Annotated in this window: 13 protein-coding genes; 2 read left to right on the top strand and 11 right to left on the bottom strand. The window is 65.2% G+C overall.

Annotation, left to right across the window (positions count from 1 at the left end):
* Nucleotides 1-24 precede the first annotated feature (24 nt).
* The 7 genes from BHD06_RS02030 to pyrH all read right to left on the bottom strand — a co-directional run bounded on the left by BHD06_RS02030 (nucleotide 25) and on the right by pyrH (nucleotide 6,760).
* Entirely contained in the window at nucleotides 25-1,254 is a 1,230-nt protein-coding gene (locus BHD06_RS02030) for an N-acetylmuramoyl-L-alanine amidase (RefSeq protein ID WP_139784611.1), read from the bottom strand.
* 117 nt (nucleotides 1,255-1,371) lie between these two features.
* Entirely contained in the window at nucleotides 1,372-2,721 is a 1,350-nt protein-coding gene (gene rseP, locus BHD06_RS02025; protein WP_080455294.1) for an RIP metalloprotease RseP, read from the bottom strand.
* A gap of 9 nt (nucleotides 2,722-2,730) precedes the next feature.
* Complete coding sequence (dxr, locus tag BHD06_RS02020) at nucleotides 2,731-3,903, bottom strand: 1-deoxy-D-xylulose-5-phosphate reductoisomerase (RefSeq protein WP_080455293.1); 1,173 nt, start codon at nucleotides 3,901-3,903, stop codon at nucleotides 2,731-2,733.
* Nucleotides 3,900-4,679 carry a phosphatidate cytidylyltransferase gene (locus tag BHD06_RS02015; protein WP_080455292.1) on the bottom strand — a complete coding sequence of 260 codons (780 nt, stop codon included), beginning with the start codon at nucleotides 4,677-4,679 and terminating at the stop codon, nucleotides 3,900-3,902. Before BHD06_RS02015 ends, dxr begins: the two co-directional genes overlap by 4 nt.
* On the bottom strand, nucleotides 4,676-5,419 hold the full coding sequence (locus BHD06_RS02010; RefSeq protein ID WP_376764834.1) for an isoprenyl transferase: 744 nt from the start codon (nucleotides 5,417-5,419) through the stop codon (nucleotides 4,676-4,678). Before BHD06_RS02010 ends, BHD06_RS02015 begins: the two co-directional genes overlap by 4 nt.
* The gene (gene frr / locus BHD06_RS02005) at nucleotides 5,419-5,982 is read right to left on the bottom strand and encodes a ribosome recycling factor (RefSeq protein ID WP_080455291.1); all 564 of its coding nucleotides are present in this window, start codon (nucleotides 5,980-5,982) and stop codon (nucleotides 5,419-5,421) included. The genes BHD06_RS02010 and frr overlap by 1 nt, the downstream gene beginning before the upstream one ends.
* A gap of 46 nt (nucleotides 5,983-6,028) precedes the next feature.
* Nucleotides 6,029-6,760: a UMP kinase gene (gene pyrH / locus BHD06_RS02000; protein ID WP_080455290.1), complete on the bottom strand. Its 732-nt coding sequence runs from the start codon at nucleotides 6,758-6,760 to the stop codon at nucleotides 6,029-6,031.
* A 139-nt stretch (nucleotides 6,761-6,899) separates the two neighbouring features.
* On the opposite strand from pyrH, the gene miaA reads away from it, so the two are divergent.
* Complete coding sequence (gene miaA / locus BHD06_RS01995) at nucleotides 6,900-7,781, top strand: tRNA (adenosine(37)-N6)-dimethylallyltransferase MiaA (protein ID WP_080455289.1); 882 nt, start codon at nucleotides 6,900-6,902, stop codon at nucleotides 7,779-7,781.
* 83 nt (nucleotides 7,782-7,864) lie between these two features.
* Nucleotides 7,865-8,671 (top strand): AraC family transcriptional regulator, encoded by an 807-nt coding sequence (locus BHD06_RS01990; protein ID WP_080455288.1) that lies wholly within the window; start codon nucleotides 7,865-7,867, stop codon nucleotides 8,669-8,671.
* Between the two features lie 91 nt (nucleotides 8,672-8,762).
* On the opposite strand, the gene BHD06_RS01985 is transcribed toward BHD06_RS01990, so the two are convergent.
* Genes BHD06_RS01985 through BHD06_RS01970 form a run of 4 tightly spaced genes read right to left on the bottom strand, consistent with a single transcriptional unit; the run spans nucleotide 8,763 to nucleotide 12,960 of the window.
* Nucleotides 8,763-9,995 carry a beta-ketoacyl synthase gene (locus BHD06_RS01985; RefSeq protein WP_080455287.1) on the bottom strand — a complete coding sequence of 411 codons (1,233 nt, stop codon included), beginning with the start codon at nucleotides 9,993-9,995 and terminating at the stop codon, nucleotides 8,763-8,765.
* A complete protein-coding gene (locus BHD06_RS01980) occupies nucleotides 9,992-10,252 on the bottom strand; it encodes an acyl carrier protein (protein WP_080455286.1) in 261 nt (86 codons plus the stop codon). The genes BHD06_RS01985 and BHD06_RS01980 overlap by 4 nt, the downstream gene beginning before the upstream one ends.
* Nucleotides 10,253-10,290: 38 nt before the next feature.
* On the bottom strand, nucleotides 10,291-11,382 hold the full coding sequence (locus tag BHD06_RS01975; RefSeq protein WP_080455285.1) for a UDP-3-O-(3-hydroxymyristoyl)glucosamine N-acyltransferase: 1,092 nt from the start codon (nucleotides 11,380-11,382) through the stop codon (nucleotides 10,291-10,293).
* A gap of 27 nt (nucleotides 11,383-11,409) precedes the next feature.
* Complete coding sequence (locus BHD06_RS01970; RefSeq protein WP_254892274.1) at nucleotides 11,410-12,960, bottom strand: murein L,D-transpeptidase; 1,551 nt, start codon at nucleotides 12,958-12,960, stop codon at nucleotides 11,410-11,412.
* Between the last annotated feature and the right edge of the window lie 249 nt (nucleotides 12,961-13,209).

Here is a 13,209-nt window from a genome sequence, read left to right as displayed (position 1 = left end):
TCAAAAGGATTGGCGCGGCCCCGCTCATTGCCGCACCAGCCCGGCACGGGCCGCATCGGCATCGCGCCACGCGCCCAGCGCATCGCGCAGGGTCTCGGCCACCCGCGCCCGCCATGTCGGATCGCGCAGGTTCTTCAGATCGCGCGGGCTGGAGAGAAACCCCAGTTCGATCAGCACCGACGGGATATCCGGCGCCTTGAGCACCGAGAACCCGGCATGCCGCTGCGGCCGCGATAGAAGCGGAAGATCGGCGGCACGAAACGTGTCGAGCAGCACCCGCGCCAGATGATCAGCGCGCGGCTGCGTCTCCATCCGCGCCAGGTCCATCAGCACATCGGCCACCACGTCATCCTTCCCGCTCAGATCGACTCCGGCCAGGATATCGGCGCGGTTGTGGCGCTCGGCCAGCGCGGCACTCGCGGCATCAGAGGCGCTGTCGGACAAGGTATAGACCGAGGCCCCCCACGCCCGCGCCCCCGAGAGCGCATCGGCATGCAGCGATACAAACACATCTGCCCCGGCGCGATGCGCCAGCGCCACGCGCCGCTCGAGGCTGACGAATTCGTCGGCATCGCGGGTCAGCACCACCTCAAACCCACCCGCGCGCAACAGCACCTCGCTCAACTCGCGCGCGAATCGCAGCATCAGGTCCTTTTCCTGAGTGCCGTCCACCTCTGCACCGGGATCAATGCCGCCATGGCCGGGATCAAGAACCACCCGAAGCGCGCCATCGTCCGCAGGTGGTGCCACGCGCTGCGGCGCGGCGGCGGGCAGGTCCCAGCCCGGCACATCGGGCGCGCCCGCCTGCGCGGCAAAGGTCTGCGGATGCGGTTCCCCGAGACGAAGTTGCAACAGCGCCATGCCGCTCTGCGGATCGACGCGCAGCCCGGCCCCTTCCAGCACATGCGGTCCCGCGAGATCGACCACCATGCGCGACCAGCCAGGCCGGATCTGCCCCAGCCGCAGGCCAAGCGCGCGCTGCCCGTCGATCAGATCGCCCGCGCCCGCGCCCTGCCAGTCCACCTCGCGGAAATCGAGCACCAGCCGCGCCGGATCGTCGAGGGTGAACACCCGCCAGGGCACGCCCTGCGACAGTGCCAGCGTCACCTCGATCCCGCCGCCCGCATCGGTGATCGCGCTGCGCGCCGGATCGAGCCGCGCCAGACCGCTGAAACCTGCCTCCTGCGCCTGCGCGCTAAAGGCACAGACCAGCAGCGCCAGCCGCATCAGCCATATTCGCATGATCCTGCTCATCCGCCGATCCCCGGTCTCGTTGCACGACAGGATAAATCAACCAGGCGGCAAACACACCCCCTGCCCGTCTCCGTTCCACAAGTACTCACATTCCGCCCTCCGCCAAGCGGGCACATTTCATGGGCAGAAGAGATCGTTGAACACCGCGAACAGCATCAGCGACAGGATCAGCGTCAGCCCCACCGACATCAACACCCGCAACGCGCGGTCGCTCGGGGGGCGACCGGCGACGGCCTCATAGGCGTAGAACACCAGATGCCCGCCATCGAGCACCGGCACCGGGAAGAGGTTCAGAAGCCCCACGGCGGTCGAGAGCACCGCGATGAACCAGATGAAGCTCTGCGCGCCCTGGCTGGCCATCGCGCCCGACACTTCGGCGATTCCGATGGGGCCGGACATGTTGCAACTGCTGATCGCCCCAGTGACCATGTGATACAGCCCCGAAAGCGAGCTCTGAATGATCTGGCCGGTCTGCGTCACCGCACCGCCGAGCGCCTCGACCGGGCCGAGCGCCTCGGTCGCGGGCTCGAAGGCCATGGCCCCCGCCACCCCGATCCGCCATTCGGTCCTGAATCCGCCCTCGGGCTGCGGTTCGTCCACCCGGCGCGGGGTCAGCGTTGTCTCATAGGGGCCGCTTTCAGGTCGCCACATGGTCAGCGCGAGCGGGGCACCGTTCGAACCTTCGACGATCTCCTTGAGTTCCGAAAATGCCACGACGGGCCGGTCGTTCACGGCGGTGATCACATCGCCCGCCTTCAGCCCAGCATCGAACGCCGCCGATTGCGGCGACAGGCCTCCCACCAGTGGAGGCAGCAGATGCGGGCCCTGCGCGGTCACGCGGTCATCCGCACGCCGCACCTCGTACTCTAGCAGCGCGCGCATCGGCAGCGTGTCGAGAAACGCGTCATAGACCTCACCATTCTCGATATCCGGCAATGATGTGCCGGCGACCGCCAGGATTTCGTCGCCCGGTTGTAGCGTCACCCCCTCGACCGGCAGCGGCTTCAACTCGCCCACGGTCAGCGGATCGGCGGCCTTGCCTCCGGACATCATCACCGCCGCGAAGATCAGAATCGACAGGATGAAGTTGAAAATCGGACCCGCGGCCACCGTCGCCGTGCGCGCCCAGAGTGGCGCCCCGTGCATGGTCTGGCGTAGCCGCTCGGGCGGCAACTCGGCCATAGCCGCGCCGTCCTTGCCGCTCGCCGCGTCGGAATCCCCGAGAAACTTCACGTAGCCGCCAAACGGCAATGCGGCCATCTGCCAGCGCGTGCCATGCCGGTCCATCCGCGAAAACAACACCGGGCCGAAGCCGAGCGAGAACACCTCCGCCTTGATGCCGGACCAGCGCCCGACGATGTAATGGCCGTATTCATGCACCGCCACGATCACCGAAAGGGCCACGATGAAGGCCAGTATGGTCATGAAAACACTGCCGAATTGCGGCAGGAAAGTCAGTATATCCACGTGCTGTCCCTAAATTTTTCGCTTCATGGCCACCCGGTCGGCCTCATTCCTTGCCAAATGGTCCATATGGGCCACCACATCAAGGGTCGGATCGTCACAACAGGCCTCGGGGCGCGCCGTAAGACCGCTAAGCGTGTCCTCGACAATCGCGTTCATATCGGTAAAGCGCACCCGCCCGGCGATGAAATGATCGAGCGCGCGTTCCTTGGCGGCGTTGAAGATCGCCCCCGAGAGGCCTCCCGCCGCCATCACCTCGCGCGCCAGCCGCAGCGCTGGATAGCGCGTCTCGCAGGGCGCGCGAAACTCCAGCGTCCCCGCCGCCGCCAGATCGAGCGCCGCCACCGGCAGGCTGCGCCGGTCGGGCCAGTTGAGCGCATAACCGATGGCATGGCGCATGTCCGGCGGGCCGACATGGGCCATCAGCCCGCCATCGCAGAAGCCCACCAGCGCATGCACCAGTGATTGCGGGTGTACCAGAACCTCGATCTGACCCGGGGCAAACCCAAAGAATTCGCGGGCCTCGATCATCTCCAGCGCCTTGTTGAACATCGACGCCGAATCGATGGTGATCCGCTGCCCCATGTCCCAGTTGGGATGGCTCGACGCCTCTGATACCGTCGCCGCCGCCAGCCGCTCCAGCGGCCAGTCGCGCAACGCCCCGCCCGAGGCGGTCAGGATCACCCGCGTCACCGCCGCCGGGTCCTCGCCCACAAGCGCCTGAAAGATCGCCGAATGCTCGCTGTCCACCGGCAGGATCTGCGCGCCATGCGCCTTGGCCGTCGCCATCAGCAGCGGCCCCGCCGTGACCAGCGATTCCTTGTTGGCCAGCGCCAGCGTCGCGCCCTGTTCCAGCGCCGCCAGACCGGGGGCCAGCCCCGCCGCGCCCACGATGGCCGACATCACCCAATCGGCGGGGCGCCGTGCCGCCTCGATCAGGGCCGTGCGACCGGCGGCGGCCACAACCCCAGAGCCATCGAGCGCTGCGCGCAGGTCCGGCAATAGATCCTCCTGCGCCACCACCGCCAGATCGGCGCGCAGCGCGCGGGCATCCGCCGCCAGCCGCGCGACATTGCCGCCGCCGGTCAGCGCCACCACGTCATAGGCTGCGGGATCGCGACGAATGAGGTCAATCGTGCTCTGCCCGACCGACCCGGTCGCCCCCAGAATGGACACCCGTTTCATACCACCCCCGGCATCAGGCCAAGCGCCCACAGGATCACCACCACCAGCGCCGCCCCCAGCATCGCATCGAACCGGTCGAGCAGGCCGCCATGACCGGGAATGAGGTTGGAACTGTCCTTGACTTCGCGCAGACGCTTGACCGCGCTCTCGGCGATATCGCCCATCTGCCCGGCAAATCCGACGAGGATAGAAACGGGGATCAGCGCCAGCCCCGCGTCCGTGGACACGGCGAACAGCGCGCCCACGATCCCGGCCCCGATCCAGCCCGCCACGGTACCCGACCATGTCTTCTTTGGGCTGACGCGCGGCCAGAATTTCGGCCCTCCCAGACTGCGCCCCGCGAAATAGCCCGCCACGTCAGAGACGACCACGATCGAGACCAGCCACAGCACCCAGACCGCGCCTGCCTCGGCGCGCAGCAGACCCATCGCGTAGCAGCCCAGAATCGCCCAGAGCGTGAGTGCAAAGAACGGCCCGCGCTCACTGTCAACCGCCCGCACCGTGACCAGCGCCACCGCCAGCAGGAGCGGCAGCACCACAAGGCCCGGCAGCCAGAGCGCCAGCCCCACCGCGACCGCCGCCAGCAGGCCCGAGCGTAGGGCGTCGGGGGCCGCAAACATGCGCGCGCCCTCCCAGACCATCAGCCCGGCCAGCACCGCGATCAGCCCAGCAAAGACCCCGCCACCGATCCAGATCGCCCCTGCGCCCACGGCCACCATCACCAGTCCCGAGATCATTCTCGGGGCCAGATCGTACCATCGGGCGGCAGCACTCATGCGGGAACGGCCCCGAACCGCCTGTCGCGCGCACCGTATTGCGCCAGCAAAGACGCAAATATGTCAGGCGTGAAATCGGGCCAGAGCGTGTCGATGAACTCGTATTCCGCATAGGCAGACTGCCACAGCAGGAAATTGGAAATTCGTGCCTCGCCGCTGGTGCGGATCACCAGATCGGGATCGGGCAGCACACAGGTATCGAGGTAGCGCGGCAGCGTCTCCTCATCGACATCCTCGGGTCTGAGCCGCCCCTCGGCCACATCCCGTGCCAGCCGCTGCGTGGCGCGCGAGACCTCGTCGCGGCCGCCGTAATTGAGCGCGATGGTCAGGTTGGTGCCGGTGCAATGGGCAGTCATCGCCTCGGCCTCATCCATCAGACCGCGCAGCTTGGCATCAAGGCGGGGCCGGTCGCCGATGAAGCGCACGCGCACATTCTCGCGCACAAACTCTTGCATTTCCTTCATGATGTAGCGGCGAAACAGGCTCATCAGCCCGGCCACCTCGGTCTGTGTCCGGCGCCAGTTTTCAGTCGAAAAGGCAAATATAGTCAGATACTTGACACCAAGCCCCGGGCAGGCTTGGACGATTTCGCGCACCCGGCGCGCGCCGGCGTGATGGCCGAACAGGCGCGGTCGGCCACGTTTTTGCGCCCACCTTCCATTGCCGTCCATGATGATCGCCACATGACGCGGCCCCTCGCCTGCGGGCTTGGACTTGGCCATGTGCGCGCCTTCCATCATCAGACCTGCATGATCTCCGCTTGCTTATGCTCCAGCGCCTCGTCGACCAGCTTGATGAAGCGGTCAGTCAGATCCTGCACCTCGGTTTCCCAGAACTTCTGATCGTCCTCGGACATGCCGTCGCCCTTGGCCTTCTTGATCTTGTCCATGCCGTCGCGGCGTACGTTACGGATCGCCACGCGGGCATGTTCGGCGTATTGCGAGGCGACCTTGGTCAACTCCTTGCGGCGCTCCTCGTTCAACTCGGGGATCGGCAGCATGATGATCGTGCCGTTGAGCTGCGGATTGATCCCGAGGCCACTCTCGCGAATGGCCTTCTCGACCTTACCGACCAGGCCCTTGTCCCAGACATTGATGGTGACCATACGCGGCTCGGGCACATTCACAGTGCCCACCTGGTTGATCGGCGTCATCTGGCCATAGGCGTCGACTTGAACCGGCTCCAGCATCGAGGCCGAGGCCCGGCCCGTGCGCAGCGAGGCAAACTCGGTCTTGAGCGAATTCATCGCCCCTTCCATCCGGCGTTCCAGATCACCCGTGTCGATTTCGATATCGTCAGCCATGTCGTTCGGTCCTTCTTGCGGGCTGCCTCTTGCCCCTTGTTTAGCCTCAACCATGCACGGTTGTATAGATCCCCTCGCCGGCGAGAATGCCCTTGAAGCCGCCCGGCTCGTCCAGGGAGAAGACGATGATCGGCAGGTTATTGTCGCGCGCCAGCGCGATTGCCGAGGCGTCCATCACGCCCAGGTGCTGCGCCAGAACCTCGTCATAGGTGACCTGCTCGAACCGCTTGGCATCGGCATGCTTGATCGGATCCTTGTCATAAACGCCATCCACCTTGGTGCCCTTGAGAATTGCCTCGCAGGCCATTTCATTGGCACGCAGCGTCGCCGCCGTATCGGTGGTGAAATAGGGGTTGCCGGTGCCTGCCGCAAAAATGCAGACACGCTTTTTCTCCAGGTGCCGGACAGCGCGGCGGCGGATATAGGGCTCTGCCACCTCGTCCATGCGAATGGCGCTAATCACCCGGCAATAGACGCCAAGCTTCTCCAGCGCCGATTGCATGGCGAGCGCGTTCATCACCGTCGCCAGCATGCCCATGTAGTCGGCTGTGGTGCGCTCCATCCCCTGCGCGGACCCCTGCAAGCCGCGAAAGATGTTGCCGCCGCCGATCACCATGCATATCTCCACGCCGAGATCGTGAACGATCTTCACTTCGCGCGCGATCCGCTCGACGGTGGGCGGATGCAGACCGTAGGTTGTATCCCCCATCAACGCCTCCCCCGAGATCTTGAGCATGACGCGGCTGAATCTCGGCTTTGGGCTGTCGGGGGCTGTCATCGCGATCTCCGCTGAATTTCGGGTTGGTCGCAAAATGTCGCAAATGGACAGCAGGTGCAATCGCTGAAAACCAAGGTGCTGCGGGAAACCGCTCGAAATGTCTCTCGTCAAACACGCCCATCTTGGGTAACGCGGGAGGATGGATGCGGCATCCGACATCGACCAAACCCGCCCCGTTCTCATCGCGGGCCCGACGGCAAGCGGCAAATCGGCGCTCGCCATGGCGATCGCACGGGCGCAGGGCGGGGTGATCGTCAATGCCGACGCGCTGCAAGTCTATGAAAACTGGCGCATTCTGTCGGCACGCCCCGATGCGGCGGATGAGGCGGCCCTGCCGCACAGGCTATATGGGCATGTCGGCGCGCGCGAGGCGTATTCGGCGGGCCACTGGCTGCGCGAGGTGGCGGACCTGCTCGACGGCTCCGACCGCCTGATCATCGTGGGCGGCACCGGGCTCTATTTCACCGCACTCACCGAGGGGCTTGCCGAGATCCCCACCACGCCGCCCGCGATCCGCGCCGAGGCCGACCGCCTGCGCGCGGGCCAGGGCATCGACGCGCTGCTCAAGGGAATCGACGTCGCCACCCGCGCCCGCATCGACACGCAAAACCCGATGCGCGTGCAGCGCGCCTGGGAGGTGCAACAGGCCACCGGCCGGGGCCTTGCCGCCTGGCAAGACACGACCCCGCCACCGGTGCTGCCGATCTCTGCCTGCACAGCCCTTCTGGTCGAGGCCGACAAGGACTGGCTCAACGCCCGCATCGCCCGGCGATTCGACGCAATGCTGGCGGCGGGCGCGCTCGAAGAGGTGCGCGCCAATCTCGTCCAGTGGGACCCGAGGCTGCCGTCGATGAAAGCAATTGGCGCACCGGAACTGGTGGCCCATCTGCGCGGCGAGATCTCCCTCGACACCGCGCGTGATGCCGCCACCACCGCCACCCGGCAATATGCCAAGCGCCAACGCAGCTGGTTTCGGGCCCGGATGCGCGGCTGGCAGCGGATCGCTGCCGAGACGCTTTAGATTTTTCGCAGTTTTTCCCTGACATCGCGGCGAAATCGTGCGAAGACTAGTCCAAACGCGACTATTCTCGGGAAATCCGCCATATGCCACACGCGCAAGTCATGACCGTGGTGCAATGGGCGAAAGGTGTCGACTGGCGCGCCGCGCTGCAACACTCCTGTCCGCATCACGCGCTTGTCTGGATCACCCGCGGGCAGGGCATCGCGGTGATTGAGGGGGTCAGGCGTGGCTTAGGCGTGCATAATGCGCTGGCCATTCCGGCAGGCACGATGTTCTCGCTCGAACTTGGCAAATCCGGCTTTGGTCTGGTCTGCGAGGTGCCCTCGGGCGGGGCCGTGCCAATGCCCGACGGGCCGCAGCATCTGCGCATCCGCGATGTCGCGCGCCAGAACGAGTTGACGGCGATCTTCGAGGCGATGCAGCGCGAACAGAACAGCCACCGCCCCTTTATGGATGAGGCGCTCAATGCCGAGGCCAATCTGGTCAGCGTCTGGCTGCGGCGCGCCATGATCGACCATCAGGAAACCGAACGCGCGACGGCGGGAGAACGGCTGGTGCGCGCCTATGCCGCCCTGATCGAACGCGATTTCCAGAACGGGCGATCGATGGCAGTCTATGCCCGGGCACTCGGCGTGACGCCGACCCATCTAACGCGGGTCTGCAAGCAAGTCTCGGGTCTCACAGCCGCCGACATGCTGACCGAACGCAGCCTGCACGCGGCGCGCGACCTGCTTGAGGCCAATGAGTTGCCGGTGGGCCAGATCGCTGCCAGCCTCGGCTTCGGCAGCGCCGCCTATTTCTCGCGCTTCATCCTGCATCACACCGGTCAGAGCCCCTCGGCACTGCGCGGCAGGACCGCGGCACGCGATTCCATGGCCCGCGCAATTTGAAGAGGCCGGGCGCCACGTCACGTGGGGAGATGGGTCGAATTCTGAGCCGACATTGCAGTTTGAGAGTTGAGCCGCGCTTTGGTGCTGCACCTCAAGGGTTGCACAAGGCCCCCGCCCCGAACCGCCGCAACGCCAGCACCGCATTCAACCCACCAAAGGCAAAGGCATTGCTGAGCGCGACCTCGACCCGCGCTTCGCGCGCCACGTTGGGCACCACGTCAAGCGCGCATTCCGGGTCCGGCTCCTCATAGCCAATGGTGGGTGCGACAATCCCGTCGCGCAGTGCCATGATGCACGCCAGCAATTCCACCGCCCCGGTGCCGCCAATCAGATGCGCATGCATCGACTTGGTCGACGAGATCATCAGCGTGTCGGCATGCACGCCGAACACATCCGCGACCGCAGCACTCTCGGTCTTGTCATTGGCGGCCGTGCCGGTGCCGTGGGCGTTGATATAGCCCACCTCCTCGCGGTTGATCCGGGCATCGCGCAGCGCCCCCTGGATGGCCCGCGCGGCACCCTGCTTCGAGGGCATCACGATGTCCGAGGCATCCGAGGTCATGGCGAACCCCGCCACCTCGGCCAGAATCTCGGCCCCCCGCTTGCGGGCATGTTCCAACTCCTCGAAGACGAAGATCGCCGCCCCCTCGCCCTGCACCATGCCGTTGCGATTGGCTGAGAACGGGCGGCAGGCATCGCGGCTCATCACACGCAGGCCCTCCCACGCCTTGACCCCGCCAAAGCACAGCATCGATTCAGACCCCCCCGTCACCATCACCGGGGTGATCCCGCCATGCACCATCTGAAACGCCTGCGCCATCGCGTGATTTGACGACGCACAGGCGGTGGAGACAGTAAAGGACGGGCCCTTGAGGTTGAACTCCATCGACAGGTGCGAGGCGGCGGCGTTGTTCATCAGCTTGGGCACCACGAAGGGATGCACGCGGTTCTTGCCCTCCTCGTAAACCGAACGGTAATTCTCGTCGAGCGTGGTCATGCCGCCGCCCGAATTGCCCAGGATCACCCCCGCCCGCGCCGCCAACTCGCCGTTGAAATTGAGCCCCGCCTGCGCGATCGCCTGCCGTGCGGCGATCAGCGTGAACTGCGTGAACCGGTCATAAAGCGCTAGTTGCTGCCGGTTGAACTCGGTCTCTGGATCATAATCTCTGACCTGAGCGCCGATGCGGATCGACAGCCGTTCGACGTCGCGAAACTCCAGATCACCGATGCCGCAGCGGCCTTCGCGCATCGCCTCGAGCGTGGCGGGCACGTCATGGCCCAGAGCGTTGATCGTGCCAGCCCCGGTAATGACCACCCGCTTCATGACTGCTCCGCAATCAGCCGTTCGATCCCGGCGACGATGCTGCGCACCGAGGAAATGTCGAAGTCGCTCTGCGACGGCTCGTTGGCGTTGAACGGCACCGAGATGTCGAACGCCTCCTCGATGGCAAAGATGCTCTCGACGAGGCCGAGGCTGTCGATGCCCAGATCCTCCAACGTGCTGTCGAGGGTGACGTCTGAGGGTTCCAGCACCGCCTGTTCGGCGATGATTCGGATGACACGGTCCTGAATGCTGCTCATGGCTAGGGTCTTTCTCACTGCTGGCCTTGCGGCCGATTTCAGGTCTTTTGCGTCGGGTCTGTAACTGTTTTTTTAAGGTCGGCGACATCCTGAAACAATCTTTTCAGACGCCGGACCCCCTTGAAGCTGGCAACCGCCCTGTCGATCGGCATGGCCGGATAGCCCAGCATCATCCGACCCGAGGGTATATTCGACAGAACAATGGTGCCACCGCCGGTGATCACGTTGTCGCCGATGCGCACATTATCTGACACGCCGGTCTTGCCGCCCAGGACCACATGATCGCCGATCCGCACCGACCCGGCAATTCCGACATGGCCACAGATCAGGCAGTCGCGCCCGATAGTCACGTTATGGCCGATCATCACGAGGTTGTCGATCTTGGTGCCATCGCCCACGGCCGTGTCGCGGATAGTGCCCCGGTCGATGGTACAATTGGCCCCAAGCTCCACATCGTCGCCGATGCGGACACCGCCCAGGGAATGGATACGGTCCCAGCTTTGCGCCGTGCCCGCGCCGCCCTGCCCGAGCGTGTCGCGGCCCACCTCGACATGCGACACCTCGGGCGTGGCGTAGGAAAAGCCGTCGCCGCCAACAACCGCGCCGGGTTGCGCGATGAACCGCGCCCCGATGTACACGCGCGCGCCGATCCGCACCCCCTCGCGCAGGAAAGCCGCCGCACCCAGCACCGCATCATTCCCGACAAAGCACTGCGGCCCGATGATCGATCCGTCGCCGATCTGCGCGCCGCTGCTGATCACCGAGAGCGGACCGACCGACACGTCACGACCAAGCTGCGCCTCGGAATGAATCACCGCTGTAGGGTGAACGCCCAGATCCCAGCCCTGCCCGGGATCGAACATCCGGGTCAGCCCGGCAAGCGCATGACGCGGACGCGGGGCGAGGATCGCGGCCTCGAGCCCGAGCGCCTGCCAGTCGGCCCCAAACCAGAGCAGCGCCGCGCGGGCCTGTCCCTGTCGCAGGTCCCCGGCATAATCGAGCCGCATCGCAAGCGCGAGATCGCGTGGTCCCGCACCTGCCGGTTCGGCCACGCCGTCGACCACAAGATCCAGGGCACCAAACGCCTGAGCGCCGAGCGCCGTGGCCACCTGCTCAATGCTGAAGCTCATGCGCCACCTCTTTCGCCGAGGTGGTGTTTAGCTCTGAACCGCCGCCAGAGAAACCCCTGCCTTGCGCAACGCCTCCCAGATCAGCGCATCACGGTCATAGACGTCATCGCGGTATTGCACACGCCCCTGCGCCTGCGTGAAGGCGGTACGATAGATGATATGCACCGGCACATGCTGCTCCAGCTGCACATAGGTTTCGCGTCCGGTGCCGAGCACTGAATGGAAATATCCCTCCGGATCCGCCTCCTGCGGCGACAGCAACTCATAGGCGAAATCAAACGGCTGCTGCAGGCGGATGCAGCCGTGGCTGAAATCCCGCTTTTCGCGGTCGAACAGCGCCTTTTGCGGTGTGTCGTGCAGGTAGATGTTGTACTTGTTGGGGAACATGAACTTCACCAGCCCGAGCGCGTTGCGCTGTGAAGGCGGCTGCTTGATCGCGAAGGGGAAATTGCGCGCGTTATATGCCCCGAAATTGACCGCGCCCCGGCTGACCTCGCGACCGTTGCGATTGTAGAGCTTGAGATGCCCCGCAGCATTCGGATTGCGCTGCATCTGCGGCAGGTATTCCTTGACGGCGATCGAGCGCGGCACATGCCAGGTGGGATTGACCACCATGTGCTCCATTTCATCGGAAAATTCCGGGCTGCGTCGGTCACCTGAATTCTTGCCGATGACGGCGCGGGTCTGGAAGGTCACTGCGTCGTCGTCGAGAATGCGCGCGCTGAAATCGGTGAGGTTGACCAGCACATGCCGCGCACCCCGATCCCGCGCCAGCCAGCGCTCGCGCTCCATCGCGACGATCACCGCTTGCAGCCTCTCGGCGGCGCTGCGATTCAGTGCGCTCAGCGTCGAGGGACCGGCAACACCGTCAGTCTCCAGCCCGTGATCGCGCTGGAAATCCTGCACGGCGGTCTGGATGGTGCCATCGTACTGGCTGCTGGCGCTGCGCCGCAGATAGCCCATCGCCACCAGACGGTTACGCAGCGCGATCACCGCAGCCCCGCCATCGCCGGGCGAAAGTTTTTCGGCCTGAACCGCAGGTCCCCAGCCGCCCTCCTCGATCAGACGCTCGAGGCGCAACTTCTCCTTCATCAGCCGGGCGTATTCATTTGTCCTGGGCGGCAGTGCCCGCATCACCCTGATCGGCGCATCCGATGCGACCTCGGTCAGATACTCTGTCGCCGCACGGTCCGTCACCTCGCGCTTGATATCGCCGATAACGCGTGCGGGCTCAAGCACGCCGGACTGCACATCGCGCGCATAATCCAGATATGCCCGGCTCAACGCCACCTCGATCATCCCAAGGTCACGCAGCGAGCGGGCCGCCACCATCTGCGACATCAATCCGTCGAGATCGTAGCGCGCCTCGGGCAGGCCGTGCAGCCCGGCATTGGCGAGAGTTCGCACCAGCGCCGCGCGCCGCGCGCGATCCGCCTCTCCCTCGCCAGTCCAGAGCGGGCGATAGTCGGTGTCGCGGTAATAGGCAGCCAGATCGCGGTCCTGCGCCGCCGCCTCGGCCACGGCCTGACGAAAGGCCATGCTGCGCGGCTCGGCGGCCTGCCCGCCCGCGCCCGTCATGACAAAACACGCCAGGACAGCAGTAAACAGTCTACGTGACAACGACCCGATCATAATACCCTCACAATTCACGGCTTCCTTCTTCTGATTTAATCAGGAACACGGTCCAACCTCAATTTTTTCCTAACCTTTTGGTGTCACATTCAAGCATATCCGCGTGAGACTGTCGCGCGCGGGGCACGCTATGCGCAAATCGGTCACATCCGGGCACGCATGCGCGAAATCCCGCCGAAATGACTTGATCCTCAC

Source organism: Roseovarius sp. A-2 (assembly GCF_002072155.1).
Classification (GTDB): Bacteria; Pseudomonadota; Alphaproteobacteria; order Rhodobacterales; family Rhodobacteraceae; genus Roseovarius.
This window is presented reverse-complemented; position numbering and strand designations above follow the sequence as displayed.

Coding starts and splice junctions, on each gene's coding strand:
- BHD06_RS01980 (WP_080455286.1), bottom strand. CDS start 10,252: ATGAGCAGCATTCAGGACCGTGTCATCCGAATCATCGCCGAACAGGCG.
- BHD06_RS01975 (WP_080455285.1), bottom strand. CDS start 11,382: ATGAGCTTCAGCATTGAGCAGGTGGCCACGGCGCTCGGCGCTCAGGCG.
- BHD06_RS01970 (WP_254892274.1), bottom strand. CDS start 12,960: ATGACGGGCGCGGGCGGGCAGGCCGCCGAGCCGCGCAGCATGGCCTTT.
- BHD06_RS02030 (WP_139784611.1), bottom strand. CDS start 1,254: ATGAGCAGGATCATGCGAATATGGCTGATGCGGCTGGCGCTGCTGGTC.
- BHD06_RS02010 (WP_376764834.1), bottom strand. CDS start 5,419: ATGATGGAAGGCGCGCACATGGCCAAGTCCAAGCCCGCAGGCGAGGGG.
- pyrH (WP_080455290.1), bottom strand. CDS start 6,760: ATGACAGCCCCCGACAGCCCAAAGCCGAGATTCAGCCGCGTCATGCTC.
- frr (WP_080455291.1), bottom strand. CDS start 5,982: ATGGCTGACGATATCGAAATCGACACGGGTGATCTGGAACGCCGGATG.
- BHD06_RS01985 (WP_080455287.1), bottom strand. CDS start 9,995: ATGAAGCGGGTGGTCATTACCGGGGCTGGCACGATCAACGCTCTGGGC.
- dxr (WP_080455293.1), bottom strand. CDS start 3,903: ATGAAACGGGTGTCCATTCTGGGGGCGACCGGGTCGGTCGGGCAGAGC.
- miaA (WP_080455289.1), top strand. CDS start 6,900: ATGGATGCGGCATCCGACATCGACCAAACCCGCCCCGTTCTCATCGCG.
- BHD06_RS01990 (WP_080455288.1), top strand. CDS start 7,865: ATGCCACACGCGCAAGTCATGACCGTGGTGCAATGGGCGAAAGGTGTC.
- BHD06_RS02015 (WP_080455292.1), bottom strand. CDS start 4,679: ATGAGTGCTGCCGCCCGATGGTACGATCTGGCCCCGAGAATGATCTCG.